We start from the raw sequence: 25,747 nt of genomic DNA, 5'->3' as shown, positions 1-25,747 counted from the left end.
TCCGGCACCGGCAGGGCCCTCGTACCCGGCCCCAGCCTTCCGCCGTCCTCCGCGGCGTGCTGCCGATCAGCACCTCTCCCGGCGACACCTCCACCACCGCACGCAAAAGACTGGCCGCACACCACCGGCCGTCCGGCCATGGGGAGTTCGGCAGCCCGGCCGCGGAGGACTTCCACTCATTGAAGCGCCTCTCCCCTGAAGCGCCTCCGCCTCCAGCGGTCTGCGACGCGGGGCATACGGCTTTGATCGCAATGTGCGGTGTGAAGGGTCCCGGGCGTGGAGGAAGGCTCAGGCACCCGAGTGCGGCCCAGGGTGTGACGCCGCCTCGGATGCCGCCACATCTCGCGAGCCGTATTTCCCCCCGGCAAGGCGTGAGAATCCCCGCAGGCCGTGCCGTACGGAACGGCCGGACGACTGTATGACGCCCGTGACCGGATCAGACCGGACAGGGCCATTTGCCGCGGCCGACTGGCCCAACCAGCCTTCTCTGCCGGGGCCGTTCGGCCCTTGTCGCTGGTTGGGCGGACTGACTTCACTGATCTTGCGGTCCTGCCCGTGCTGCTTGGATCCCGCCCATGAACCGGTCTTAGCGGTCCCGTTCACGGGTAGGGCGGGCGGGGCCGTCCATGGCGAGGGGAAACGGCACAGCGCCGGATCGACGGTTCGGCTGGGAGGTGAGCGGGGAGATGATCGCGGCGGTTGGGCATGCCGACCTGGCTCCGGGCGCGCTGACGCTGGTGGAGGCCGAGCTGCGGGCGCGGCTGGAGCGGATGGCCGCCGGGGTGCCGGGGCTGGTGCGCGCAGGCGCCGGTGTGCCGTTGGCGTTCGGTCGGGCGCTGCGGGCGGCTGGGCGTCAGCTGGTCGTGGTGACGCCCACGCAGGGGATGGTGCCCGCGTTGCTGCCGGGGCGGGATCGGGTGGCGACCGGTGAATTGCTGGCCCTCGCCTGGCAGGTGCGGTTGCTGACGTACGACCCGGCCGACCGGGACGCGTGCGTGGCTGCGGACGAGCGGATGATCGCCGGTGCCCGACAGCTGCTGGCCGTGTGGGACGGTTCCCCGTCCGATGGACGTGACGCCACCGCGCATCTGGTGGCCTATGCCCGTGCTCACGGCGTTCCGGTCGAGATCGTGTGGCCGCGGGGCGCCGTCCGTGAGGGCATGCGCATCGCGCCGCAGCCGGAACGCGGGCGCGGTCCGCATGACGGCGGACATGCGTCGATCACCGTGGGCCGCCGGCCCACCCCGACCACCAGCGAGACGAGAACCCTCTGATGACCGGCATCACCACGAGCGTGCACCACCCCGTCACCAGGGCCCGGCGGGACGGAGGCGACCGGGAGATCACAGCGGCGGGCGCGACCGGAGCCTCGCGTGCGCTCGCCTGGCTGCTGATCGTCTCGGGTGCCCTCGGGATCCTCGCCTCCTTTGTGATCACCATCGACAAGTTCCAGCTGGTTCAGGACCCGGGCTTCACGCCGTCGTGCAACATCAGCCCGGTGCTGTCGTGCACGAACGTGATGCGCAGTCACCAGGCGTCCGTCTTCGGCTTCCCGAATCCGCTGCTGGGCCTGATCACGTATCCGGTGGTCGTCGCCGTCGGTGCGGCGTTGCTGTCCGGAGCCCGCTGTCGCCGCTGGTTCTGGCTCGGCCTGAACCTCGGCACGCTGTTCGGCGCCGCCTTCTGCATGTGGCTGATGACCCAGGCGCTGTACGAGATCGGCGCGCTGTGCCTGTGGTGCTGCCTCGCCTGGGCGGCCACCATCGCCATGTTCTGGTACGTCACCGCCCACAACCTCCGCCACGGCATCGTCCCGGCACCGCGCGGACTGGTCGCGGGGGTTCGGGAGTTCCACTGGGTGGTGCCGGTGACCTGGTACCTGAGCATCGTGATGCTGATCGCCACCCGCTTCTGGACCTACTGGCAGACGCTGCTCTGAGCCCGCACGAGCGCCTCGATCTCACGATGGGAGACGCCGGGGGTGAATGGATTCAGCTCTGGATCAAAGGTCCATACCTCTACCCGTACTCGACGCAGTGAACCGGCTTGGTGCGGCCCTGTCAATGTCGTAAGGTGCGCTTTTTGCCTGGGAGTTGAAGGCCGTCGCGATGGGTTGACACCCGCTCTCCCGGCGCCCATCATCGGTGCGAACTTCGGCGAGTCATCTCGCGCACCCGTCACTCCTCTGACTCCTGGCTTCCGTGGTCGATCGAATTGAATCGATTCACCCACCTGGTTGTCCAGTTGAGCGGCTGGTTCCCCCACCGATCCGGGAGGCACCCATGCGCCGTCGCAGGCCAGCGCTGAACCGAAAGCCCAGACCAGGGCGCCTAGTCGGGCTCGCCGTGGTGGTGGCCGCCGCGCTGGCCGTGACCCCGGCCCTGTCCGCCGGGGCGGCACCGGCGAGCGCGACGCCCGCTCCCAGGGCGGCGCTCGACGCCGTGAACTACTCGCCGACCTCGCGCACCCTCAAACCGACCGCCGTCTACCGCACCTCCGGCAGTGTCGCGAACCCGACGAACGTGCTGAACGGGCAGGCGACCCGGATCTCCGGCTCGCAGTCCGCCGTCACGCTCGACTTCGGGAAAGAGGTCGGCGGCTTGGTAACGTTGTCATTCGGCAGCACCAGCTCCAGCGGCCGGCGCGTCGGCCTGGCCTTCAGTGAGTCGTCGCTGTACGTGGGCAACAACAGCGACCGCAGCAGTGGTCGCGACGGGGAGGACGGCGCCCTCTACACCACCCCCTCGGCCAATGGCGCCTACACCGTGCCCACTGCCCAACTCCGGGGCGGCTTCCGCTACGTGACCGTCTTCCTGGACAGCACGGGCTGGGTCGACCTCAAGGGCGTCAGCCTCGACTTCACCGCGGCGCCGGGGAAGTCCGACCCGGCCGACTACGCCAACTACTTCACCTCCAGCGACGAGTTGCTCAACCGCATCTGGTACGCCGGGGCGTACACCGTGCAGTTGAACACGATCGCCTCCAACCAGGGCCGCGCCTGGCCGCCGCCCTCCTCGGCCTGGGACAACAGCGCCACTGTCGGCGTCGGCGACTCCGTGCTGGTGGACGGGGCGAAGCGCGACCGTACGGTGTGGCCCGGCGACATGGGCATCGCCGTCCCCACGCAGTACGCGTACTCCAACGACCTCACCTCGACCCGCAACGCGCTGACCACGATGTACAACGCGCAGTCGTCCGCGGGTGAAATCCCCTGGTCCGGCCCGCCGTTCAACCTCACCGGCTCGGACACCTACCACACCTGGACGCTGCTGGGGACGTCCACGTACTACACGTACACCGCCGACCGGGCGTGGCTGGACTCCGAATGGTCCAACTACAAGCGGGGGATGGCCTTCATCACCAACAAGATCGACGGCAACAACCTGCTCAACGTGACCCGCACCCAGGACTGGGCCCGGGTCGGCCAGGGCGGCGAGAACATCTCCGCCAACGCGCTGCTGTACGGCGCCCTCAGGGGCGGTGCGACCCTCGCCACGGTCGAGGGCGACAGCGCGCTCGCCGCGAGCTGGAACAGCAGGGCCGACGCCATCAAGGCCGCGGCCAACTCCCGGCTGTGGGACGCCTCCAAGGGCATGTACAAGGACAACCCGACCAGCGGCCTCTATCCGCAGGACGGCAACTCCCTCGCCGTCTGGTACGGGTTGAGCGACTCCACGGCCAAGTCGAAGGGCATCATCGCGGGGCTCGGCAACAACTGGGGCATCTACGGCCCGACCACGCCCGAGTGGGGCGGCAACGTCTCGCCGTTCGCCGGCGGCATGGAGCTGAACGCGCGCTTCACCGCCAACGACGACTACACCGCCCTGGACCAGATCCGCCGTACCTGGGGCCACATGCTCGACAGCGACATCGGCACCAAGAGCACGTTCTGGGAGGGCATCCAGTCCGACGGCGGCCTCGCCTACGGCGGTTCGTTCATGAGCCTGGCCCACGGCTGGTCGACCGCGCCCACCTCGACGCTCACCTTCGACGTGCTCGGCACCGCGCCCGAGTCGTCCACCGGCGCCTACCGCTTCGTCCCGCACCCCGGCGACCTGACCAGTGCCCAGGGCCGCATCACCACGCCCCAGGGTGCGATCACCGCCTCCTGGTCCCGCGACCCGTCGGCCGGCACCTACTCGGCCACCTCTCCAGCCCGTCCGGCAGCACCGGCCGGATCGGCGTCCCGAAGCTCGGCGGCAACATCACGGTGACCGTGAACGGCGCGACCGTCTGGAGCAACGGAACCTTCACGCCCGCCTCCGGCATCACCGGCGGCAGCCAGGACGACACCTACGTCTACCTCACCGGCGTCGCCCCCGGCAGCTATACCGTCTCCGCCTCCGGCCTCGGCAACCCGGCACCGCCCACCGAACCCGGCACCGGCGCCCTGCGCGCGGGCTACACCCGGTGCGCGGGCGAGGGCGGCACCTGCTCCTTCAGCGGCACCCGCTCGGTGGCCTACGGCGCCGGGACGTACACGTACAAGACCGTGACGAGCAGCACCGCCTGCTCCAACGACTCCTTCGGCGGCGACCCGGCGGCGAACCTCGTCAAGTCCTGCTACGTCGCCGACGCGGGCGGCCCGCCCGGATACACCGCCTGTGCGGCCGAGGGCGGCACCTGCTCCGTGCCGGGCTACAACCGTGACGTCGCCTACGGAGCCAACGGCAACTTCGTCCACCAGGTCACCGAGGGCTCCGTCGACTGCTCCAACGCCCACTTCGGCGATCCCGTCGACGGCGTCGCCAAGTCCTGCTACCTGCCGCCCGCGGGCGGCCCGGCCGGCGGCTGGACCAAGTGTGCCGACCAGAACGGGACTTGTTCGGCGGTGGCGGGACAGCCGGTGATGTACGGCGCCTACGGAGCGTTCACCACGGCCACCGCGACCGGCGACACCGCGTGCACGGACGCCACGTTCGGCGACCCCATCTCCGGTGAGTCGAAGGCCTGTTACACCGCCACCGGCGGCCCGGTCGGCTATGCCACCAACTGCTCGGCGGAAGGCGGCACCTGTGCCTTCAGCGGACAGCAGACAGTCGCCTACGGCGCCCGGGGCCGCTTCCTCTACAAGACCTTCAGCGGCGGTACGAGCTGCACGACGGCCGCCTTCGGTTCCGACCCGCTGCCCAACGTGAGCAAGTCCTGCTACCTCACGTCCTGAGCGGCCCGACACCTCCGGCGGCCCCCGCCCTCCCCGTGTGCTCTGGGGCTGCCGGATCACTCCGGATGTGCCACCGCCTCCTTCTGGAGCTGCACCGCCGCCAACAGGCTCAGCCCCGGTTCCGCCTGCCGCAGTGCCCGTACCGCGGCGACCGAGGCGAGGTCCCCGGTGAAGCCGGCCGCGGTCAGCCGGGAGCGGACCCAACGGGCCCGCAGCCGGCCTTCGTCGGAGGCCGCGGTGGACTCGACCAGCGCGGCGGCGCGTTTCAGGCCGGGGCGTTCCTCGGGGGAGGCCCCGGCCAGTGCCTGACGCAGGGCCGCCGCGATCACGTCCGCGTCCCGGACGGTCAGCACGAAGGTGTTCTTCCTGCCCAGTCCCGTGATTCCTGTCATAGGGACAGACTGGCCGTCATCTCCGGTACTCGCCAAGCGACTTGAGGAGACTCAGAGACTCAGGGGCCGGCCCGGTCACTCGTCCGCGTCCTGCGCCGTCAGGGCGAAGGCCAGCAGGGCCGTCGTGGTGAAGTCCAGCGAGGGCTCCACCGTCTGCCATGCGCCCACGTCGTCCACGTACCGCGAACCCTTGCCGTCGAAGTCGGCCCAGGCTCCGGCAGGCGGCCCGGCGGTGCACTTCTTCATGGTCGGAAAGCCGTTCAAGTCGGTCAGTTTCTCTGCCGCGTTGGGGCCGTTGACCACCGCGCCGCGCAGGATCGCGCCCTTCCCGTCGTGGCTGCCGTGCAGGTTGGCCAACTGGTGTTCCGGGCAGTGCGGGTAGACCTCGCCCGCGCCGATCATGAAGCTGGTGCCCCACGGGTTGGCGCCGAGCGCCCAGCCCCGCTGCCGCCCGGCGCAGGCCGCGAAGCGGGTGTCCCCGGTCGCCTCGGCGTAGAGGCGGGCGGTGGCCACCAGACCGAACGTGTGCGGTACGGCGTCGAAGTCGTCGTAGACCGCGCCCGCGCCGAACGGGTCGTGCCCGGCGCGCTCGACCCCGTCCTCCAGCTGGCGGCGCAGGTCCTTGTACAGGTCGTCGGCCCCCACGCCGTTGCTGCGGCTGCCCGCCCCCAAAGCCACGGTCTCCCGGGGCCGCCCCCTGTACAAGGTGGACAACGTCCCCGTGCCGGTGTTCTACGGCGGCACCCCCCTCTACCGCACGCTGAGCGCGCGGGGCACCACCGGGCCCGACGTACGGGTGGTCGCCGACAACCTCAAGAAGCTCGGCTACGACAGCGGCGTCCAGCCGGGGGCGGGGACCTGGGTCACTCAGCACCCGGCCGCCGCGGACCGGGCCGGCACCGGCGCGTCCGGCAAGACGGACGGTACGGCCGCCCCCTCCGCGAGCGCCGCCCCTTCTCCCGCGCCCGCCCCCACCGCGACCTCGGTCAAGGTGAAGGAGGGCGACGGAGTGCTCACCGCCGAGCTGATCGCCGCGATCCGGCGCCGGCAGGCTCATGTCGGGGTGCCCGCCACCGGAGTGCTCGGCATCGGGGACGTGACGGTGCAGTCCGGCGAGGTGCGCGTCGGCGCGGTGCAGGCGCAGAGCGGCGACGACGCCACCGGGGCCCTGATGACGGTCAGTTCCACCACCAAGAAGGTGTCCGTGCCGGTGGACGCGACGGAGGTCGGCACGATGTCCCGGGGCGATCGGGTCACGGTGGCCCTGCCGGACAACTCCACCGTCAAGGGGACCATCGACGTGGTCGGTTCCACCGCCGCCACCGACAACTCCCAGGGCGACACCAGCGGTTCGGCCCCCGCGCAGCTCACGGTCACCGTCTCGCTGCCCGACACCGGGGCGGTCCGGAAGCTGACCTCCGCCCCGGTGCAGGTCGCGTTCACCTCGGAGAGCCACAAGGGCGTGCTCGCCGTACCGGTCGGCGCGCTGCTGGCGCCGAGCGAGGGCGGCTACGCCGTCCAGCTGCCCGGCGGCCGGCTGATCGCGGTGAGGACCGGGATGTTCGCCAAGGGGCTGGTCGAGATCAGCGGTGCCGGTGTCACGGCCGGGATGAAGGTCGGGACCACCTCGTGAAGAGCCGACCGGTACTGGCCGTGATCGACGCGGGCATGGAGTACCCCGGCGGGGTGAAGGCGCTCGACGGTGTCCCGCTCGCCATCGCGGAGGGCGAACTCCTCGCCATCGTCGGCCCGTCCGGGTCCGGCAAGTCGACCCTGCTGAACATCATGGGCACCCTGGACCGGCCGACCGGCGGCACCGTGGAGACCGGCGGCCACGATGTCGCGGCCCTCTCCGACCGCCGGCTCTCCGCGCTGCGCGGGCGATGGCTGGGCTTCGTGTTCCAGCAGTTCCATCTCGCCGACGGACTGACCGCGGCCGAGAACGTCGCAACCGGCCTGCCCTACGCCGGAGTTCTCCGCCGGCAGCGCGCTCCGCTGGCCAGGGAGGCACTTGCCCGGGTCGGCCTGGCGCGCCGCGCCGGCCATCTGCCGAACCAGCTCTCCGGCGGCGAACGCCAACGGGTCGCCATCGCCCGCGCGTTGGTCAACCGCCCGGCCCTGGCCCTCGCGGACGAACCCACGGGTGCCCTGGACACCGCCAACGGCCGTGCCGTACTGGAGCTGTTGACCACCCTGAACGACGAGGGCACCACCATCGCGATCATCACCCACGACCGGGACATCGCCGCGCACCTGCCCCGCAGGGTGGAGATCCTCGACGGCCGGCTGGTCGCCGACGTCCAGGGCGAGGACACCAGGGCCGTCGACACGGCCGACTTCGCCGACGACACCCTCGCCATCCGCAGGGACACCTTCACCGACACCCATGGGGAACGCCGGTCATGACCATCACCGCACCGAAGCCGACTGCCGTCCAGGCCGTCGCGGACACGAGGCCGGTGCGCCTCGCCCCGCTGGACATCCTGCGCCTGGGGCTGCTCGGCATCCACACCCGCAGGATGCGTGCCGCGCTGTCCGCGCTGGGCATCGGATCGGCATCGCCACGATGATCGTGGTGACCGGGATCCCGGCGTCCAGCCAGAAGGCGCTGATGAACCAGCTCTCGGCACTTGGCACCGACATGCTCCAGGCCGTCCCCGTGCCCAACCAGACACCACCGGTCCAACTGCCGCCCCAGTCGGTGGACATGGTCCGCCGGATCGGACCGGTCACCGTGGTCGGCGCGGTCGCGAACACGCACGTCGAGGTGTTCCGCAACGACCGTGTCGACGCCGACGACCACGCGGGGCTGACCGTGCTGGCCGGCAGGACCGACCTGTTGAAGGCGATCAACGCCGAGGTCCAGTCCGGGCGTTACCTCAGCGCGAGCACCGAGCGGTTCCCCACGGCGGTCCTCGGCCCGGTCGCCGCCACCCGGATGGGCATCGCCAAGGTGGTCCCGGGTCGGCCGGCCCCGCAGATCTACATCAACCACCGCTGGTTCACGGTCATCGGCGTCCTCGCGCGGACTCCGCTGTCGCCCGACATCGACCGCTCGGTCCTGGTCGGCTGGGACGCCGCGCGCACCCAACCGGGCTTCACCGGGCACCCCACCATCATCTACGTCAAGGCCAGGGAGGACGGCATCGACGCCGTCCGCAACGTGCTCGCCCCGACCATCTATCCCGAACTCCCCGGCATGGTGCAGGTCAGCCGCCCCTCCGACGCCCTCGCCGCGAAACGCGCCACACGGACGACGTTCTCCGCGCTCTTCCTCGGCCCGGCCGGAGTGGCCCTCCTGGTGGGCGGGATCGGCGTGGCCAACACCATGGTCATCTCGGTCCTCGAACGCAGAAAGGAGATCGGTCTGCGGCGGGCCCTGGGAGCCGACAGGGGGCAGATCCGCGGCCAGTTCCTCCCCGAGTCGGTGGCCCTGTCCTGTCTCGGCGGCCTGGCCGGAACGGTCCTCGGCATCCTGGCGACGGTCGGCTGCGCCGCCTGTCGGGGCTGGCCGCCGGTGATCCCGCTGCCGGCGGTGGGCGGCGGCTTCGGCGGCGCCGTCCTGATCGGCATGTCCGCCGGTGTCTACCCCTCCATCAGGGCCTCCCGCCTCACCCCGACGGAGGCGTTGGCGACAGCGTGACGGTTCGCCCCGCCGCTTCGACCCCGCACATACGCACGACTTTCACACGAGCGTCACCAGGCCCTTCCCTGACGTTTGCTGCACTTGGAACACTCGCAGCGCGCGCATTACGTCACGTTCCGGCCAGCCGCGCGTCAGGATGAGAGGTACCTCACCCATGTCCGAAGTCAACCGGCGCCGCTTTCTCCAACTCGCGGGGGCCACAACGGCGTTCACCGCGCTGTCCAACAGCATCGAGCGTGCCGCCGCGCTCCCCGCGAACCACCGTTCCGGAAGCATCGAGGACGTCGAGCACATCGTCGTCCTGATGCAGGAGAACCGGTCCTTCGACCACTACTTCGGTTCGCTCAGAGGCGTCCGGGGCTTCGACGACCCGCGTCCGGTCGTGACCCGGCAGGACGGCAAACCGGTCTGGTACCAGTCGGACGGCACGAAGGACATCCTTCCGTTCCGGCCCGAGGCCGACGACCTGGGCCTGCAGTTCATCCAGGACCTCCCGCACGGCTGGAACGACGGGCACGCCGCGTTCGACGGCGGCAAGTACGACAAGTGGGTGCCGTCCAAGGGCTCCACGACAATGGCGTACCTGACGCGCGAGGACATCCCGTTCCACTACGCGCTCGCCGACTCCTTCACCATCTGCGACGCCTACCACTGCTCGTTCATCGGCTCCACGGACCCCAACCGCTACTACATGTGGACGGGTTACACGGGCAACGACGGCAGCGGCGGCGGCCCCGTCCTCGGCAACGACGAGGCCGGCTACAGCTGGACGACCTACCCCGAGCGGCTCGAAAAGGCCGGGGTCTCCTGGAAGATCTACCAGGACGTCGGCGACGGCCTCGACGCGGCCGGCAGCTGGGGCTGGATCCAGGACGCGTACCGCGGCAACTACGGCGACAACTCGCTGCTCTACTTCAAGCAGTTCCAGAACGCCCAGCCCGGCGACCCGCTCTACGACAAGGCCCGCACCGGCACCGACGCCACGAAGGGCGAGGGCTTCTTCGACCAGTTGAAGGCCGACGTCAAGGGCGGCAAGCTGCCGAAGATCTCCTGGGTCGTCGCCCCCGAGGCCTTCACCGAGCACCCCAACTGGCCCGCGAACTACGGCGCATGGTATGTCTCGCAGGTCCTGGACGCGCTGACCTCCGACCCCAAGGTGTGGGCGAAGACGGCCCTGTTCATCACCTACGACGAGAACGACGGCTTCTTCGACCACCTGGTCCCGCCGTTCGCGCCGGGCTCCGCCGCGCAGGGCAAGTCGACCGTCGACGTCGGCCCCGACCTCTTCAAGGGCGACGCCAGTCACCCGGCCGGCCCCTACGGCCTCGGCCAGCGGGTCCCGATGATCGTCGTCTCGCCCTGGAGCAAGGGCGGGTACGTCTGCTCGGAGACCTTCGACCACACCTCGGTCATCCGCTTCATGGAGCGCCGCTTCGGCGTCCACGAGCCCAACATCTCGCCCTGGCGGCGCGCGATCTGCGGCGACCTGACCACCGCCTTCGACTTCTCCCACAAGGACGTCAAGAAGGTCCCGCTCCCGGACACCGACGGCTACCAGCCGCCGGACAAGAACCGCCACCCCGACTACGTGCCGACCCCGCCCGCCAACCCCGTGCTGCCGAAGCAGGAGCGCGGACTGCGCCCGGCCCGGCCGCTCAAGTACGCGTCCGTGGTGGATGGTTCGGCGGACACGGCGGCCGGGAAGTTCACGCTCGCCTTTGCGTCCGGTGCGAAGGCCGGAGCCAACTTCCTGGTCACCTCCGGCAACCGCACGGACGGGCCCTGGAGTTACACCACCGAGGCGGGCAAGACCGTTTCGGACACCTGGAACTCGGCCTACTCGGGCGGCTCCCACGACCTCACCGTGCACGGCCCGAACGGCTTCCTGCGCGTCTTCAAGGGCCCCGGCAAGAGCGCCGGACCCGAGGTCACCGCCCGGGACTGCGGCGACGACGTCGAGCTGACCTTCACCAACAAGGGTTCAGGGACGGTGCAGTTGAGGGTCGCCAACGGCTACGGCGGCAGGACCCGGGCCGTGAAGGTGCGGGCGGGCGCCACCGTCCGGCACACCTTCGACCTCGGCGCGAGCAGGCGGTGGTACGACCTGACGGTCACCTCCGACGGCGACGCGGGCTTCCTGCGGCGATTCGCCGGACATGTCGAGAACGGCCGCCCGGGGGTCAGCGACCCGGCGATCGGGCGGGTATGAGCACTGCCGTAGAGCCGGTTGTATTCCGGGGCACTCGCGGTAGTGTGCCCCGGTGACCACGCATTCGAACACACCTGCAGGCTGGTACCCGGATCCGCACGGAGCGCCCCAGACCCTCCGTTACTGGGACGGCGCGAAGTGGACCGAGCACACCAACGCGGACCAGCAGGCGCAGCCGCAGTCCGTGCCCCAGCAGCAGGCGGGGCCGGACCCGCGGGTCCGGCGTCAGGTGCAGCAGCAGGCCGGGGTCGCCGGGGGCGGCCCCGGCGGCGGCGGTCTGTTCAGCGAGCCGGTTCTCGTGGTGAACCAGAAGGCCAAGCTGATCGAGCTGACCAACGAGTACAAGGTCATGGATCAGAACGGCAATCTGATAGGCACCGTCACCGAGATAGGCCAGAGCGCGCTGAAGAAGGCGCTGCGCTTCGTCTCCAGCCTCGACCAGTTCATGACGCACCGGCTGGAGATCCGGGACGCCCACGGGCAGCCGCAGTTGGTGCTGACCCGCCCCGCGAAGATCATGAAGTCCCGGGTGATCGTGTCCCGTCCGGACGGTTCGCAGGTGGGTGAGATCGTCCAGCAGAACATGATCGGGAAGATCAACTTCGGGCTGATCGTGAACGGCCAGCAGATCGGCGCGATCAAGGCCGAGAACTGGCGGGCCTGGAACTTCGCCATCGTCGACCACGCGGACAACGAGGTCGCCCGGATCACCAAGACCTGGGAGGGCCTGGCCAAGACGATGTTCACCACCGCGGACAACTACGTCCTGCAGATCCACTACCAGTTGCCCGAGCCGCTGTTGAGCCTGGTGGTGGCGACGGCGCTGACCGTCGACACCGCCCTCAAGCAGGACTCGCGGGGCCTCGGCTGACCCCGGTCACAGTGCGGTGAGGTGCCCCGGCTCGGACCGCCGGCCCGGCTGCCGGGGCATCAACGCCGGTTCCAGGGAGGCCGATTCGGGCTCCAGCGCCAGGACGGCGGCCACGGGATGATCGTGGTCGCCGTACTCGTTCGGCAGCGGCACCACCGGGGTCACCCGGGTCAGCAGCACCACACCCCACGACGCGAGTGCGGCCCCCGCCAGCGCGAGGAGGATGCCGGCCGCGCCGCCCTGGAGGCGTTCGCCGAGCAGGGCCAGGCCGATTCCGGCGGCGGCCACCGGGTTCGCCAGGGTCACCACCGCGAGCGGGGCACCGAGGCCGCCCCGGTATGCGGTCTGCGACAGCAGCAGCCCGCCCGCCGCGAACACCGCGACCAGCAGGGCGACTCCGACCACCTGCATGCTCAGCAGCGGACCCGAGCGGTCCGTCGCCGCGACCGTCACCGTCTGCGTGAGCGCGGAGGCGACGCCCGAGGCGACACCGGACGCCGAAGCATGCCGTAGACCGGGCTTCGCGCCGCGCCGGGCCAGCAGGCCGATCAGCGCGGACGTCGCGCCCGCGACCGCCAACGCCTGCGGAACGGTGAGGACTTGGTCGGGCTGCGGCCCGGACGCCGTGACCAGCAGAGCCGACAGGCCGAGCAGGGTGAGCGCGGTTCCCCGCCACTCGGCCGTGCTGACCCGCCGCCCGGCCACCCGCGCGCCCATCGGCACGGCGGCGACCAGAGTGAGCGCGCCCAGCGGCTGTACGACGGTCAGCGGACCGTACTTGAGGGCCACGACGTGCAGCAGCGCGGCCGACGCGTTCAGCACGACCGTCCACCACCAGGAACCCGTGGCGAGCAGCCGCAGCATGCCCGCGTCGGAGTTGCGGGACGCCAGCCGCTCCTGCGCCACGGCGGCGGCCGCGTAGGCGACGGCCGAGAAGAGGGAGAGGACGACGGCGACGAGGGTGGCGTTCATCGGCCCGCTCCGACGAGTACCGGCTGCTTCTCGGGGGCGAGTTCCGGCTGGCCGCGGCCAGCCGTGGTGGCCGTGCGGTGCGGCGGGTGGATCAGCGCGAGGGCGATGCCGAGCATCGCGGTGGCGACGATCGCGTCGAGCCAGTAGTGGTTCGCCGTGCCCACGATCACCATCAGGGTGACCAGCGGATGCAGCAGCCACAGCCAGCGCCGGCGCGAGCGGGTCGCCACGATCAGGCCGATCGCGACCATCAGCGCCCAGCCGAAGTGCAGCGAGGGCATCGCCGCGAACTGGTTCGAGAGGTGGTCGCTGGTCGGCGGCCCGTACACCGAGGGGCCGTAGACCTTCGCGGTGTCGACCAGGCCCGTCGCGGCCAGCATGCGCGGGGGCGCGAGCGGGAACACGAAGGGCAGGACGAGGGCGGCCGAGGTGACCGTCGCCAGGACCCGGCGGGCCCAGACGTAGTGCGCCGGGCGCCGCAGGTACAGCCAGACCAGGAAGGCCACGGTGGCCGGGAAGTGGACGGTCGCGTAGAAGGTGTTCGCGAGGTGCACGAGGGTGTCGTTGTGCAGCAGCACCGACTGCACCGAGCCCTCGTTCGGGAGACGCAGGGTCCGTTCCAGGTCCCACACGTGGCGGGCGTTGTGCAGTGCCTCACCGGTGTGGCCCGTCGCCAGCTGGCGGCCGAACTTGTAGACGAGGAAGAGCCCTGCGACGAGCAGGAGCTCACGGACGAGCGGGGGCCGCGCTATCGCGCTGGTCCCCTTCTCTGCAGGCTCGGTGCGGGCATTCATCCCCCGGCCCCTTCGCTGACGGTGGTGCGTGTGGTGGTGCTGGCTGGGCTTGTGACCCTTCCGGCGGACCGAACTCATCGGTACGAGTCCGTTCCGATACGACAGTGTACCGATACGAGATGGTACCGATACGGTGGAGTACCGGTACACTGGCGTATCGATAGCGAAACGAGACACACTGGAGAGCGGACCCCGGGTCCGCGGGCCGAGTGAGGGGAAGAGCCATGACGTCGCAGGCTGAGGACGCACCGGACACGGTCGCCGCCTCGCGCCGCTCCAAGATCACGCCCGAGCGTGAGCGGGAGTTCTTCGACGCCGTGCTCGAACAGATAAGAGAATGCGGCTACGACTCCGTCAGCATGGAGGGCGTCGCCAGCAGCACCCGGTGCAGCAAGTCCACGCTGTACCGGCAGTGGGGGACCAAGCCCCAGTTCGTCGCCGCCGCGCTGCGTGCCAACCGCCGGGCGCACTTCACCGGCATCGACACCGGCTCCCTCGCGGAGGACCTGCGCCAGGCGGCGCGGGCCGCGGGCGCCTGGTCGGCGAAGGACACCAAGCTGGTCTCGGCCCTCGGCCACGCCGTCACCCAGGACAGCGAACTCGCCGAAGCACTGCGCGAGGCGCTCGTCCACCCGGAGATCAAAGCGCTGGAGGACATCCTGCGCCGCGGGGTGGAGCGCGGCGAGATCCCGGCGGACCACCCGGCACTGCCGTACGTCCCCGCCCAGATCTTCGGCGTCCTGCGGGCCCGCCCCGTCCTGGAGGGCTGCTACGCCGACCCCGACTACCTCGTCAGATTCGTGGAGGCCGCGGTGCTGCCCGCACTCGGACTGACGTGAGAATCAGGCCGCCGTCCATGGGATGACTGGACGGTGACCTGGTCGCGCCGCACCGTGGGGACGGGGGCGGCGCGCACCCCCCGGCCGGGTGGGGTTCCTCTTGAGCGGAGAGGTCCCCCACCCGGCCGACTCTTTGCCGGGGGCGGAACGGGATCAGATCGTCTGGCCGTCGCCGCCGCCCGAGGCCACCTTGATGCCCGCGGTGATCTCGTCGATCACGGACTCCTTCTGCCCGACGTCGACGCCGAACCGGACCACGACCATCTGACCGGTGCTCGCGGGCGAGGGGAACGCGAGCGACTCGACGTAGCCGTCCGCGCCCTTGCTGGTGACCGCCTTCCAGCGCACCAGGTAGCCCTTCTGCCCGGCGACGGTGACGGCCTTGGACGCCAGCACCTCGTGCGAGGTGATGCTGCCGTAGGTCGTACCGCCGTAGGACTCCTTGGCGTTGGCGGCGATGTCCGCCTTCGCGACCTCCTCGGCCGTGGTGCCCTTCGTGCCCAGGACGATCGCGGGAGCCGAGTACGCCCCGCCGTCGGTGCAGGTCTGGGCGGTGTTGCCGGGGCACTTGTAGGACGTGTTCGACGTGACCGATGCGCCTGCCTCGACGACCTGGCCGTACCAGTCGGCCGGCACGGTGAAGCTGATGCCGTCGAGCGAGTCGGTCACCGTGCCGCCGGCCTTGACCTTCGGCTGCGCCGACTGACTGGGCGCGGGTGTCGCACCGCCCGTACCACCGGACCCGCCAGTCCCACCGGACCCGCCGAAGGGATTGCCCTGCCCGCCCGTACCGCCCTGCCCCTCGGGGCCGCCCTGGCCGCCGATGCCGCCCTGTCCGTTCGGCGCCTGCTGCGTGCCGGCCTGGTTGCCGTTCCCGCTGCCGTTGCCGTTGCCGGACAGCGCGTAGGCACCGACACCGATGGCCGTCAGGACCGCGACGGCCACCGCCACGGCTATGCCGGTGCGCAGATTGCGGCGCTGCGCGGCCGGGGGCTGCGCGGGATACGCCGGGTACGCCCCGGGGTACGGCGGCTCGGTCGGGGGACCCCATTCGGCGGCCGACCCGGCCGGGCGGGTCCGGTCCGTCCATGCCTTGCCGTCCCACCAGCGCTCGGTGGCGGGACCGTCATTCGTCTGCCCGGGATCGGGGTACCACCCGGGGGGAGTCACCTGCGTCATGTCCCTACCGTATGAGGCGTCGGTGAAAGCGGGATGAGAGGATCCGGCCGCGACGGCGACACCGGCACCGCCGGCGATCGCGGGCCCGGCCCTCGCCTGCCGCGTCCGACGCCGTTGGTGGACAGTGCGGTACGCCTGTTCACGCTGTTACGTGATTGATCGAAAGTGGCTCTATTTCGACGCCTTCTGACTGCTCGTCACGCCCGCGCACCCCGCCGTCACCCGATACGGCAACAGCTGCCCGGACCGCCCTCCGCCGCGGCAGCGGGACGGCTACGCTCGATGTCTGTACGTCGTTCGGCCTACTCGGGGAGGAATCGGGATGACGGAGGACCGGCCTCCGGAGGCCACCTCGGCCTCCCTGTGGGAGCGGGACGAAGAGGTCGCAGGCGTGGTGGAGGCGATCGACGCCCTGTGCGCGAACCAGTCGTCCTCGGGCAGTCTGCTGGTCGTCCGGGGCGAGGCGGGGTTCGGGAAGACCGCGCTCCTGGCGGAGACCCGCCGCATCGCCGAGGAGCGCAACTGCGTGGTCTGGCAGGCCCGCGGCGGCGAGACCCTCAAGTCCGTCCCCTTCAACGTCGTACGGCAGCTGCTCCAGCCCGCACTGCTCTCGCTGATGCCCGAGGAGGCGCGCGAGTACCTCGGCGACTGGTACGACATCGCGGGCCCCGCCCTCGGCATCGCCGAACCCGGCGAGCGACAGGCCGACCCGCAGGGCGTGTGCGACGGCCTGGTCGCCGCCGTCCGCAGACTCGCCAAACGCGAGTGGCCCCTCGTCCTGCTGATCGACGACGCCCACTGGGCCGACCAGGAGACCCTGCGCTGGCTCGCCGCGTTCGCCGAGCGCCTCGACGACCTGTCCGTCCTCGTCGTGGTCGCCCGCAGGCCCGGCGAGATCCCCGGCGAACGCGGCCGGTATCTCGACGCGATCGCCGCCCTCACCGGCCACCCCGTCGCCCAGCTGAGCGCCCTGACCCCGCCGGCGACCGCCGGCCTCACCCGCGCCACCGTCGGCCCGCACGCCGACGACGCGTTCTGCCGCGAGGTGTGGGCGGTCACCGGCGGCAACCCGTACGAGACCGTCGAACTCCTCGCCAAGGTGCAGGACAGCCAACTCGACCCGGTCGAGGCCTCGGCCGCCGAACTGCGCGCCCTGAACCGCTCCTCGCGCGGCGGCGGACTCGTCGCCCGCCTCGACGGACTCGGCGCGGAGGCCACCCGGTTCGCCTGGGCCGCCGCCATCCTCGGCACCGGCATCTCCGTGAAACTGGTCGCCCGGCTCGCCACCATCACCGGCGACGAGGCGGACCGCTGCGCCGAACTGCTGCGCAGCGCCCGTATCCTCACGATCCCCGACCCCGCCGCCTCCCAGGCCGACGTCGGCGAGCTGGAGTTCGTCCACCCGCTGATCGCCAGCGCCGTCTACGACTCCATCCCCGGCGGCTGGCGTACGGCCATGCACGGCATCGCCGCCCAGGTCGTCACCGACTCCGGGCGCGGCGCCGCGGCCGCCTCACGGCACCTCCTCCAGGTGCACCCGGAGGAGGACCAGGAACTCGTCGAGCAGCTGCGCGAGGCCGCCAGGGAACACCTCTCCATCGGCGCCCCCGACGCCGCCCGCCGCTGTCTGGAGCGCGCCCTGGTGGAGCCGCCGCTCGCCGAGACCCACGCGAGCGTGCTCTACGAACTGGGCTGCGCCACCCTGCTCACCGCGCCCGCCACCACCATCGGCCACATCCAGAGCGCCCTCGCCATGCCGGGCCTCGAAGGCCAGGCGCGCGTGGACGCCGTCTTCCGGCTGTCCCAGGCGCTGACCCACAACGATCAGCTGGAGGAGGCCGTCCGCACCGTCGAGGCGGAGGCCGCCCGGCACGAACCGGGCGCCGCCCGGATGCGGCTGCAGGCCGTGCAGTACATGTGGGAGGGCATCCACGCGGGCGAGGGCACCTCCCCGGGACGCTCCGAGCGGCTCGCCGAACTCGCCGCCACCTGCACCGGCCGCGACAACTCCGAGCGCGCCCTGCTCATCCTGCGCGGCTTCGACGCCATGACTCACGGCGAGAACGCCGAGGAGGTCGTCGAAGTGTGCGACCGCGCTCTCGTCAACGGACGGCTCGCCCCCGGCCTGGGCTGGACCGACACCGAGTGGGGCCTCGAAATCCTCATGATGCTGGCCAGCGCCTACGCCTACACGGACCGCCTGGACCGCGCGGAGAGCCTGTACAACGAAGCGCTGCGCGCCTACGAGTCGGCCGGCTGGAGCGGCGGCCACCTCTCCCTGGCGCACGCCTATCTCGGCCTCGGCCTGCGCAGGCGCGGCCGGCTCCGGGAGGCGGAGGTCTCGCTGCGCGAGTCCCTGCGGCTGGCCGAGCGGGTCGGCCGCGGACTGCCCCTGTACTGGTCGGCGACCTGCAACCTGGTCGACACGCTGCTCGCCCGCGGCCATGTCGAGGAGGCCTGGGCGATCGCCGAACAGTACGGCTTCGCACCGCCGTACCCGTCCACCATCGTGCTGCCCGACCCGCGCTGTGTACGCGGCCGGCTGCTGATCGCCGTCGGCCGGACCAAGGACGGCATCAACGAACTGGAGCAGGCCGCGAAGGCGGCGAGCGTACGCAGCCATCACAACCCGGTCCTGGTCCCGTGGGCCGTCGACCTCGCCCGGGCCCTCGCCGTCGAGGACCCGACCCGCGCCGCCCAGCTCGCCTCCGACGCCCGCCGCCGGGCCGAACGCTTCGGCACGGACACCGCCATCGGCGAGGCCCTGCGCTGCGCCGCCGCACTGGAGACCGGCCAGCGCGCGGTACGGCTCGCTGCGCAGGCTGTTGCGTACCTGGAGTCCTCGCCCTGCCAGTACGAGCATGCGGCGGCCCGCGTCGAGTACGGCATCGCAGCCCGTTCCGTGTCCGAACTCAACAGGGGCCTGACCCTGGCCCGTTCGTGCGGTGCGGACGGCCTGGCGGCTCAGGCGCGGGAGGTGTTGGAGACGGGGCGGGGGTTGCGTTGAGTTGTTCTTCGGCTGCGCGACCAGCCACGACGAACCCGCAGACGACGCACGACAACCAGCCCCACCCCCTCAGTCGCCCTCTTCCTCCAACACCCGCTGCGCCACAGCAAACGCCGAGTTCGCCGCAGGCACCCCGCAGTACACCGCACTCTGCAACAGCACCGCGCCGATTTCCTCCGCCGTGAGGCCATTGCGCCGAGCCGCCCGCACATGCATGGCCAACTCGTCGTAATGCCCGTGCGCGATCAACGCGGTCAGCGTGACCATGCTCCGCTCGCGCCGCGACAACGTGGTGTCGGTCCAGATCTCGCCCCACGCGTACCGCGAGATGAAGTCCTGGAAGCGCGCGGTGAAAGGAGTCTGCCGGGCCTGCGCCCGGTCCACGTGCTCGTCGCCGAGCACCTCACGCCGTACGGTCATTCCCCGCCTCGCGCCCCCGTCCAGGTGCGCGCGCAGCGCCGTGAGGACGGCCTCCGGGCACTGCGCGGGCGCCAGATGCGAGGCGCCCGGAATCTCGACCAGGGCCGCGCCGGGCACCGCGTCGGCGATCTCCCGCAGATGCGCCGGCGGCGTCGCCGGGTCCTCGCGCCCGGCGATCACAAGCGTGCGCGCGCCGATCCCGGGGAGCAGTTCACGCAGGTCGTACGCGGCCAGCGCGTCACAGCACGCGGCGTACGCGGCCGGGTCGGCGGCCCGCTGGTCGGCCACCAGCTCCGGCACGGTGAACCCGGGCGTGAACCAACGGGAGTTCGCGTTCTCGGCCAGCCAGTCCAGCCCCTCGCTCCGCACCCGCGCGGCCCGTTCCTCCCACGGCTTCGACCCGTTGAAGTGCGCCGAGGAACAGATCACGGCCAGCGACGACACCCGCTCCGGGTGGTGCGCGGCGAGATGCAGACCGACCGCACCGCCCAACGACACACCCGCGTAGGCGAATTGCCCGATCCCGAGGGAGTCGGCGAGCGCGAGCACCAGGCCGGCGAGGTCACCGACGGTCGCCCCGGGACCGATAAGACCGGGTGCCGAACCACCGTGTCCGGGCAGGTCCCAGCGGATCACCCGGTGGGTGATGGACAGCTCGGGCGCGACCTTGTCCCACAGGGCGTACGACGTGCCCAGCGAGGGCCCGAGCAGCAGCGGGGGAGCGGAAGCGGGCCCCTCGGCACGGAAGTTGAGCAGCTTCTCGGTCAACGTCGCTCCAGCGCACGGTCGGTGAGGGCTCCGGCGGAACCCGTGTAGCGGGCGGGGTCGGTGAGGGCGGAGAGGTCGAGGCCCTTCAACTCCGGCTCCCCGGCGAGCAGTTCGGCCAGGGGGCGGTCTGTGGTGTATGCCCGCCGGGCGACCTCCGTGAGCAGCTCCTTCGCCCGGGCCCGGCCGAGCAGCGCTGCCAGTTCGGCCGACAGCCGCTCGGAGACGATCAACCCATGGGTGACATCGAGGTGTTCACGCATCACGTCCGGGTGCACCCGCAGCCCCTCGGCCAGTTCGGCTCCATCGCGCGCCGCACCGCCGACCAGCCGCAGCAGCTCCCTGAGCGGCTCCCACTCGGCGTGCCAGGCTCCGGCCGGCCGCTCGTCCTCGGCGACCAGCGAGCCGTAGAGGACGGCCGCGAGCTGGGGTGCCTGCCGCGCGGCGGCGGCGATCAGTGTGGACCGTACGGGATTCGCCTTGTGCGGCATGGTCGACGAACCCCCACCGCTGCCCTCCGAGACCTCGGCGATCTCGGTGCGGCCCAGGACGAGCACATCGGCGGCGAGCTTGCCCAGTGCCCCCGCCGTGAAGGCCAGGCACCCGGCGAGATCGGCGATCGGCGTGCGCAGTGTGTGCCAGGGCAACAGCGGCGCGGCCAGGCCGAGTTCACGGGCGTACGCGTCCGGCAGGGCGAGCGGGTCCTCGGCGCCGTACGCGACGAAGGCCGCCAACGTACCCGCCGCACCCCCGAGTTGGACGGGCAGCGTGCTCCGCACGACCTGCACCCGGTCCCGTGCGTCGAGTACCAGCGACCGCCACCCGGCGGCCTTCAGCCCGAAGGCCGTCGGTACGGCGTGCTGGGTGAGCGTGCGGCCCGGCAGCGCGGTGTCGCGGTGGGCGGCGGCCAGCACCACCAGCGCGACCTCCGTACGCGTGAGGTCGGCCAGGACCAGGTCCAGGGTGCGGGCGGCGACCAGCATCGTCGCGGTGTCCATGATGTCCTGGCTGGTCGCGCCCCGGTGGACATAGGGGCCGTACTCCGCGCCGACCGCCTTCGTCAGATCGGCGACCAGCGGGATCACCGGGTTCCCGCCGCCGCGGGCGCGCTCCGCGAGGGACCGTACGTCGAAGCGGTCCACGTCGGCCGCGGCCGTGACCGCCGTCGCGGCCTCGGCGGGGGCGAGCCCCAGTGCCGTCTGGGCGCGGGTGAGCGCGGCCTCCGCTTCGAGCAGGGCCCGTAGATAGGCGGTGTCGCCGGTCGCGGACGCGGCGGGGGAGCCGGCCCACCCGGGGGCGAGCAGGCCGGTGTCCGACGGGTCGGCAAAAGTCACTGGAACTCCAGGAAGACCGTCTCGCCTTCGCCCTGAAGGCGGATGTCGAAACGGTATGTGCCCCTGCCTTCGTCCTGCGCGATCAGCGTGTCGCGCCGCGCCGCATCCAGCCCGGACAGCAGCGGGTCCGCGGCCGGCGCGGCCTCGTCGCCTGGGAGGTAGATGCGGGTGAACAGGTGCACCAGCAGTCCGCGCGCGAAGACGCACACGCTCAGGTACGGGGCGTTCCGCCCGCGTGCGCCGGGCCGCAGTGTCCGCGCGTACCAGTGGCCGTTGGCGTCGGTCTGGATGCGGCCCCAGCCGGTGAACTCCACACCGTTGCGGCCGAGATAGCCGCCGCTCGCCGGGTCGCGCCGGATCGAACCGTCGGTCGTGGACAGGTTGCCGTCGGGGTCGGGACCCCACAACTCCACGAAGGCGTCCGGCAGCGGCCTGCCCTCGCCGTCGTACACGTACCCATGGACGGTGATCGTGTCCGGGTGCCCGACCGGTGCGATGTCACCGCCGCCGGGGAAGGGCAGCGCGTAGCCGTAGAAGGGGCCGACCGTGTGCGACGGGGTCGGCAGCACGGACTCCGGGCGGCTCGTGTCGATCTTCGTCATGGCGGGTCAGCGTCCTTCTTCGATCCAGGTGGCGTGCGGGCCGTCGAGCACGATGTCCCAGTGGTAGCCCATCGAGAACTCGGGCACGGACAGGCTGTGGTCGTAGGTCGCGACGAGGCGCTGCCGGGCCGCGTCGTCCGTCACCGACTGGATGATCGGGTCGTAGGGGAACAGCGGATCGCTCGGGAAGTACATCTGCGTCACGAGGCGCTGCGTGAAAGCCGTGCCGAACATCGAGAAGTGGATGTGCGCCGGACGCCAGGCGTTGACGTGGTTGCGCCAGGGGTAGGGGCCCGGCTGGATCGTCGTGAAGTGGTACCCGCCCTCGTCGTCGGTCAACGTGCGCCCGACACCGGTGAAGTTGGGGTCCAGCGGGGCGTCGTGCTGCTCGCGCTGGTGCGCGTAGCGGCCGGCCGAGTTCGCCTGCCAGATCTCCACCAACTGACCGCGGACCGGCCGCCCGTCGCGGTCCAACAGCCGCCCGGAGACGGTGATCCGCTCACCGATCGGCTCCCCGTTGTGCCGGCGGGTCAGGTCGTTGTCGATCTCGGTGATGTCCCGCTCGCCGAACGCGGGCGAGGCGAGTTCCACCAGCTCCGGGTCCTTGGAGACGTCGATGGTGACCGGCGGCTGTTTCGGGTGGCGCAGCAGTGAGGAGCGGTAGGGGGCGTAGTCGCGGCGCGGGTGGTGCTCGACCGGGGCGCCGTCCGCGACCCGCTTCTCGTACGCCGCGTGCTCGGCCGCTATTTCGAGGTCGATGTCGTGCTGGGTGAGAGCCATGGGGTTCCTACCGTTCCAGGACGAGGGCGAGGCCCTGGCCCACGCCGATGCAGAGGGTGGCGACACCGACTCCCGAGCCCTTGCGGGCGAGTTGGTGGGCGACGGTGCCGGCGAGCCGGGCACCGGAGGCGCCGAGGGGGTGGCCGAGGGCGATGGCGCCGCCCTGCGGGTTGAGGATCGCCGGGTCGAACTCGGGCCATTCGGCGACACATCCGAGGACCTGGGCGGCGAAGGCCTCGTTGAGTTCAAGGACTGACAGATCGTCAAATCCCTTGCCCGCCTTGGCGAGTGCGCGGTTCACGGCCTCGACGGGGGCGAGTCCGAAGTAGTCCGGGTCGAGTGCGTGCACACCGGTCGCCGAGACCCGGGCCAGGGGCTGACGGCCGGTGGCCCTGAGGCCTTCCTCGTCGGTCAGCAGCAGGGCGGCGGCACCGTCGTTGAGCGGCGAGGCGTTGCCCGCGGTCACGGTCCCGCTCTCCGTGCGGAACGACGGCCTGAGCCTGGCCATCGCCGCCAGGGAGGCGTCGGATCGTACGCATTCGTCGGCGGCGAAGGCGACCGGGTCGCCCTTGCGCTGCGGGACCGGGACGGCGGCGATCTCGCCGTCGAAGAGGCCCGCGGCCTGCGCGTCGGCCGCCTTCTTGTGGCTGGCGAGCGCGAACTCGTCCTGCTGCTCGCGGTTGATCTTGTGCTTGTCGGCGATCAGCTCCGCGCTCTCGCCGAGCGGGATGGTCCACTGCGGGTTCATGGCCGGGTTGACCATGCGCCAGCCGAGCGTGGTCGAGTACAACTCGGTGTGCCCGGCCGGGAAGGGGCGGTCCGACTTGGGCAGGACGTACGGTGCGCGGGTCATCGACTCCACCCCGCCCGCCACGGCGATGGAGGCGTCCCCGACCGTGATCGCGCGGGCGGCCTGGACGACCGCCTCCAGGCCGGAGGCGCACAGCCGGTTGACGGTCACGCCCGGCACCGAGGTGGGCAGGCCCGCGAGGAGGCCGGCCATGCGGGCCACGTCGCGGTTCTCCTCGCCGGCGCCGTTGGCGTTGCCGAAGTAGACGTCCTCGATGCGGGCCGGGTCCAGGTCCGGGGTGCGGGCGAGGAGTTCGCGGATGGCGTGGGCCGCCAGGTCGTCGGGGCGGACCGGGGCGAGGCCGCCGTTGTACTTGCCGAACGGGGTGCGGACGGCGTCGACGATGTAGACCGTGTTCACAACAGGCCCTCCGTGATGGTGAGTTCGGCGTCGGTCCTGGCGACGATCTCCTCGACGGTCACACCGGGCGCGGTCTCGGTCAGCACCAGTCCCTCGGATGTCACGTCGAGCACGCCGAGATCGGTGATGACCCGGTTCACGCACGCCTTGCCGGTGAGCGGCAGCGCGCACTCCTTGAGGATCTTCGGGGAGCCGTCCTTGGCGACATGGGTCATGACGACGATGACCGTGCGGGCGCCGTGGACGAGGTCCATCGCCCCGCCGATCCCGGTGATCAGCTTGCCGGGGATCGCCCAGTTGGCGAGGTCGCCCCCGGCGGAGACCTGCATCGCGCCCAGTACGGCGACGTCGATGTGCCCGCCCCGGATCATTCCGAAGGAGAGCGAGGAGTCGAAGAAGGAGGCGCCGGGCAGGACCGTCACCGTCTCCTTGCCGGCGTTGATGAGGTCGGGGTCGACCTGGTCCTCGGTCGGATACGGGCCGGTGCCCAGGATGCCGTTCTCGGATTCGAGGATCACCTCGACGCCCGGCGGGAGGTAGTTGGGGATCAGGGTCGGCAGGCCGATGCCGAGATTGACGTACTGCCCGTCTGCAAGTTCGCGTGCCGCGCGGGCCGCCATCTCTTCACGTGTCCAGGCCATCAGCCGCTCACCGTCACTGTCCGCTGCTCGATCCGCTTGTCGGCGGCCTGTTCGGGGCTGAGGGCCACCACCCGCTGCACGAAGATCCCGGGCAGGTGCACCGCGTCCGGGTCGATCTCGCCGGGCTCGACCAGTTCCTCGACCTCGGCGATCGTGACCCTGCCGGCCATCGCCGCGAGGGGGTTGAAGTTCCGGGTGGACTTGTTGAAGACCAGATTGCCGTGCCGGTCGCCCTTCGCGGCCCGTACCAGGGCGAAGTCGGTGCGGATGCCGCGCTCCAGCACGTACTCGGTGCCGTCGAAGTCCCGTACCTCCTTCGGCGGGGAGGCGAGCGAGACGCCGCCGGAGCCGTCGTAGCGCCAGGGCAGTCCGCCCTCGGCGACCTGGGTGCCGACCCCCGCCGGGGTGTAGAAGGCGGGGATGCCCGCCCCGCCCGCGCGCAGCCGCTCCGCGAGGGTGCCCTGGGGGATCAGCTCGACCTCCAGCTCCCCGGCCAGGTACTGGCGGGCGAACTCCTTGTTGGCGCCGATGTAGGAGCCGGTCACCCGGGCGATCCGGCCGGCGGCCAGCAGTACGGCGAGGCCCGACTCCAGCGCCCCGCAGTTGTTGGAGACCACGCCCAGCGAGCCGACCCCGCGCTCGTACAGCGCCTGGATCAGCACGTTCGGTACACCGCTCAGCCCGAAGCCGCCGACGGCCAGTGTCGCTCCGTCCGGCACATCGGCCACTGCCTCCAGGGCTGTGGCGACCACTTTGTCCATCCGTGTAGCTCCGTCCCGTCCGAGCGCCCGGTCGGCAGTCCATGCGATTCAGCTCGCCGCAGTTCGTCAGGGCACTGAGCATTTCGGTGAAGTTTCCTTCACGCTGCCACTGCGGGGCCCTCTCGTCAAGACCTGGGAGAAGCACCAGGTCGGCTCCGTGC

At 71.3% G+C, this 25,747-nt stretch carries 21 protein-coding genes and 2 pseudogenes; 11 read left to right on the top strand and 12 right to left on the bottom strand.

The features are described from left to right. Window positions 1-686: 686 nt before the first annotated feature. The 4 genes and pseudogenes from AB0I51_RS21265 to AB0I51_RS21250 form a co-directional block, all read left to right on the top strand. Window positions 687-1,154 (top strand): annotated as a pseudogene (locus AB0I51_RS21265) (hypothetical protein); the annotation flags it as partial. Window positions 1,155-1,273: 119 nt separating this feature from the next. Then, on the top strand, window positions 1,274-1,939 hold the full coding sequence (locus tag AB0I51_RS21260) for a vitamin K epoxide reductase family protein (protein WP_362977292.1): 666 nt from the start codon (window positions 1,274-1,276) through the stop codon (window positions 1,937-1,939). 343 nt (window positions 1,940-2,282) lie between these two features. Next, a complete protein-coding gene (locus tag AB0I51_RS21255) occupies window positions 2,283-4,214 on the top strand; it encodes a trehalase family glycosidase (RefSeq protein ID WP_362977290.1) in 1,932 nt (643 codons plus the stop codon). Between the two features lie 2 nt (window positions 4,215-4,216). Next, window positions 4,217-5,164 carry a hypothetical protein gene (locus AB0I51_RS21250; RefSeq protein WP_362977289.1) on the top strand — a complete coding sequence of 316 codons (948 nt, stop codon included), beginning with the start codon at window positions 4,217-4,219 and terminating at the stop codon, window positions 5,162-5,164. Window positions 5,165-5,220: 56 nt separating this feature from the next. Here AB0I51_RS21250 and AB0I51_RS21245 read toward each other — a convergent pair whose 3' ends face one another. Beyond that, entirely contained in the window at window positions 5,221-5,556 is a 336-nt protein-coding gene (locus tag AB0I51_RS21245) for a hypothetical protein (RefSeq protein ID WP_362977287.1), read from the bottom strand. A gap of 75 nt (window positions 5,557-5,631) precedes the next feature. Then, window positions 5,632-6,234 carry a glycoside hydrolase family 9 protein gene (locus AB0I51_RS21240; RefSeq protein ID WP_362977285.1) on the bottom strand — a complete coding sequence of 201 codons (603 nt, stop codon included), beginning with the start codon at window positions 6,232-6,234 and terminating at the stop codon, window positions 5,632-5,634. Window positions 6,235-6,262: 28 nt separating this feature from the next. On the opposite strand from AB0I51_RS21240, the gene AB0I51_RS21235 reads away from it, so the two are divergent. The 5 genes and pseudogenes from AB0I51_RS21235 (at window position 6,263) to AB0I51_RS21215 (ending at window position 12,282) form a co-directional block, all read left to right on the top strand. Continuing rightward, a complete protein-coding gene (locus AB0I51_RS21235; RefSeq protein WP_362977283.1) occupies window positions 6,263-7,189 on the top strand; it encodes a hypothetical protein in 927 nt (308 codons plus the stop codon). Window positions 7,190-7,224: 35 nt separating this feature from the next. Then, complete coding sequence (locus tag AB0I51_RS21230) at window positions 7,225-7,962, top strand: ABC transporter ATP-binding protein (RefSeq protein WP_362977316.1); 738 nt, start codon at window positions 7,225-7,227, stop codon at window positions 7,960-7,962. Beyond that, window positions 7,959-9,199: pseudogene (locus AB0I51_RS21225) on the top strand (ABC transporter permease). Before AB0I51_RS21230 ends, AB0I51_RS21225 begins: the two are co-directional and overlap by 4 nt. Window positions 9,200-9,356: 157 nt before the next feature. Next, on the top strand, window positions 9,357-11,411 hold the full coding sequence (locus AB0I51_RS21220; protein ID WP_362977281.1) for a phosphocholine-specific phospholipase C: 2,055 nt from the start codon (window positions 9,357-9,359) through the stop codon (window positions 11,409-11,411). Between the two features lie 52 nt (window positions 11,412-11,463). Then, the gene (locus AB0I51_RS21215; RefSeq protein WP_362977279.1) at window positions 11,464-12,282 is read left to right on the top strand and encodes a phospholipid scramblase-related protein; all 819 of its coding nucleotides are present in this window, start codon (window positions 11,464-11,466) and stop codon (window positions 12,280-12,282) included. A 6-nt stretch (window positions 12,283-12,288) separates the two neighbouring features. Here AB0I51_RS21215 and AB0I51_RS21210 read toward each other — a convergent pair whose 3' ends face one another. Together AB0I51_RS21210 and AB0I51_RS21205 are read right to left on the bottom strand one after the other, a co-directional pair. Further along, window positions 12,289-13,254 (bottom strand): hypothetical protein, encoded by a 966-nt coding sequence (locus tag AB0I51_RS21210; protein WP_362977277.1) that lies wholly within the window; start codon window positions 13,252-13,254, stop codon window positions 12,289-12,291. Then, on the bottom strand, window positions 13,251-14,048 hold the full coding sequence (locus AB0I51_RS21205) for a phosphatase PAP2 family protein (protein WP_362977275.1): 798 nt from the start codon (window positions 14,046-14,048) through the stop codon (window positions 13,251-13,253). Before AB0I51_RS21205 ends, AB0I51_RS21210 begins: the two co-directional genes overlap by 4 nt. Before the next feature lie 224 nt (window positions 14,049-14,272). Here AB0I51_RS21205 and AB0I51_RS21200 point away from each other — a divergent pair, with 224 nt between their 5' ends. Continuing rightward, the gene (locus tag AB0I51_RS21200; RefSeq protein WP_362977273.1) at window positions 14,273-14,887 is read left to right on the top strand and encodes a TetR/AcrR family transcriptional regulator C-terminal ligand-binding domain-containing protein; all 615 of its coding nucleotides are present in this window, start codon (window positions 14,273-14,275) and stop codon (window positions 14,885-14,887) included. Window positions 14,888-15,040: 153 nt separating this feature from the next. On the opposite strand, the gene AB0I51_RS21195 is transcribed toward AB0I51_RS21200, so the two are convergent. Then, window positions 15,041-16,066, bottom strand: a complete 1,026-nt coding sequence (locus AB0I51_RS21195) for a DUF2510 domain-containing protein (RefSeq protein ID WP_362977271.1) — start codon at window positions 16,064-16,066, stop codon at window positions 15,041-15,043. A gap of 322 nt (window positions 16,067-16,388) precedes the next feature. On the opposite strand from AB0I51_RS21195, the gene AB0I51_RS21190 reads away from it, so the two are divergent. Next, window positions 16,389-19,073: an AAA family ATPase gene (locus tag AB0I51_RS21190; RefSeq protein WP_362977269.1), complete on the top strand. Its 2,685-nt coding sequence runs from the start codon at window positions 16,389-16,391 to the stop codon at window positions 19,071-19,073. A gap of 69 nt (window positions 19,074-19,142) precedes the next feature. On the opposite strand, the gene pcaD is transcribed toward AB0I51_RS21190, so the two are convergent. The 7 genes from pcaD to AB0I51_RS21155 are packed head-to-tail and all read right to left on the bottom strand — an operon-like array spanning window position 19,143 to window position 25,586. After that, the gene (gene pcaD / locus AB0I51_RS21185) at window positions 19,143-20,261 is read right to left on the bottom strand and encodes a 3-oxoadipate enol-lactonase (RefSeq protein WP_362977267.1); all 1,119 of its coding nucleotides are present in this window, start codon (window positions 20,259-20,261) and stop codon (window positions 19,143-19,145) included. After that, entirely contained in the window at window positions 20,258-21,592 is a 1,335-nt protein-coding gene (gene pcaB / locus AB0I51_RS21180) for a 3-carboxy-cis,cis-muconate cycloisomerase (RefSeq protein WP_362977265.1), read from the bottom strand. Before pcaB ends, pcaD begins: the two co-directional genes overlap by 4 nt. Beyond that, the gene (pcaG, locus tag AB0I51_RS21175; RefSeq protein ID WP_362977263.1) at window positions 21,589-22,194 is read right to left on the bottom strand and encodes a protocatechuate 3,4-dioxygenase subunit alpha; all 606 of its coding nucleotides are present in this window, start codon (window positions 22,192-22,194) and stop codon (window positions 21,589-21,591) included. The genes pcaB and pcaG overlap by 4 nt, the downstream gene beginning before the upstream one ends. Window positions 22,195-22,200: 6 nt before the next feature. Beyond that, window positions 22,201-22,974, bottom strand: a complete 774-nt coding sequence (gene pcaH / locus AB0I51_RS21170; protein ID WP_362977261.1) for a protocatechuate 3,4-dioxygenase subunit beta — start codon at window positions 22,972-22,974, stop codon at window positions 22,201-22,203. 7 nt (window positions 22,975-22,981) lie between these two features. Continuing rightward, window positions 22,982-24,184, bottom strand: a complete 1,203-nt coding sequence (locus AB0I51_RS21165; protein ID WP_362977259.1) for a thiolase family protein — start codon at window positions 24,182-24,184, stop codon at window positions 22,982-22,984. Next, the gene (locus AB0I51_RS21160) at window positions 24,181-24,825 is read right to left on the bottom strand and encodes a CoA transferase subunit B (protein WP_362977257.1); all 645 of its coding nucleotides are present in this window, start codon (window positions 24,823-24,825) and stop codon (window positions 24,181-24,183) included. The genes AB0I51_RS21165 and AB0I51_RS21160 overlap by 4 nt, the downstream gene beginning before the upstream one ends. Next, entirely contained in the window at window positions 24,825-25,586 is a 762-nt protein-coding gene (locus AB0I51_RS21155) for a CoA transferase subunit A (protein WP_362977255.1), read from the bottom strand. The genes AB0I51_RS21160 and AB0I51_RS21155 overlap by 1 nt, the downstream gene beginning before the upstream one ends. Window positions 25,587-25,747 lie beyond the last annotated feature (161 nt).

This window comes from Streptomyces sp. NPDC050549, from assembly GCF_040655035.1.
Classification (GTDB): domain Bacteria; phylum Actinomycetota; class Actinomycetes; order Streptomycetales; family Streptomycetaceae; genus Streptomyces.
The sequence above is the reverse complement of the archived record's forward strand: the minus strand, read 5'-3'. Positions and strand labels throughout refer to the sequence as shown.

Bases quoted from the DNA above. Each gene is read 5' to 3' on its own strand.
- AB0I51_RS21260 (WP_362977292.1), top strand. From the start codon at position 1,274: ATGACCGGCATCACCACGAGCGTGCACCACCCCGTCACCAGGGCCCGG.
- AB0I51_RS21190 (WP_362977269.1), top strand. From the start codon at position 16,389: ATGACGGAGGACCGGCCTCCGGAGGCCACCTCGGCCTCCCTGTGGGAG.
- AB0I51_RS21220 (WP_362977281.1), top strand. From the start codon at position 9,357: ATGTCCGAAGTCAACCGGCGCCGCTTTCTCCAACTCGCGGGGGCCACA.
- AB0I51_RS21160 (WP_362977257.1), bottom strand. From the start codon at position 24,825: ATGGCCTGGACACGTGAAGAGATGGCGGCCCGCGCGGCACGCGAACTT.
- AB0I51_RS21155 (WP_362977255.1), bottom strand. From the start codon at position 25,586: ATGGACAAAGTGGTCGCCACAGCCCTGGAGGCAGTGGCCGATGTGCCG.
- AB0I51_RS21195 (WP_362977271.1), bottom strand. From the start codon at position 16,066: ATGACGCAGGTGACTCCCCCCGGGTGGTACCCCGATCCCGGGCAGACG.
- AB0I51_RS21230 (WP_362977316.1), top strand. From the start codon at position 7,225: ATGGAGTACCCCGGCGGGGTGAAGGCGCTCGACGGTGTCCCGCTCGCC.
- AB0I51_RS21200 (WP_362977273.1), top strand. From the start codon at position 14,273: ATGACGTCGCAGGCTGAGGACGCACCGGACACGGTCGCCGCCTCGCGC.
- AB0I51_RS21255 (WP_362977290.1), top strand. From the start codon at position 2,283: ATGCGCCGTCGCAGGCCAGCGCTGAACCGAAAGCCCAGACCAGGGCGC.
- pcaH (WP_362977261.1), bottom strand. From the start codon at position 22,974: ATGGCTCTCACCCAGCACGACATCGACCTCGAAATAGCGGCCGAGCAC.
- pcaG (WP_362977263.1), bottom strand. From the start codon at position 22,194: ATGACGAAGATCGACACGAGCCGCCCGGAGTCCGTGCTGCCGACCCCG.
- AB0I51_RS21245 (WP_362977287.1), bottom strand. From the start codon at position 5,556: ATGACAGGAATCACGGGACTGGGCAGGAAGAACACCTTCGTGCTGACC.
- AB0I51_RS21210 (WP_362977277.1), bottom strand. From the start codon at position 13,254: ATGAACGCCACCCTCGTCGCCGTCGTCCTCTCCCTCTTCTCGGCCGTC.
- AB0I51_RS21205 (WP_362977275.1), bottom strand. From the start codon at position 14,048: ATGAATGCCCGCACCGAGCCTGCAGAGAAGGGGACCAGCGCGATAGCG.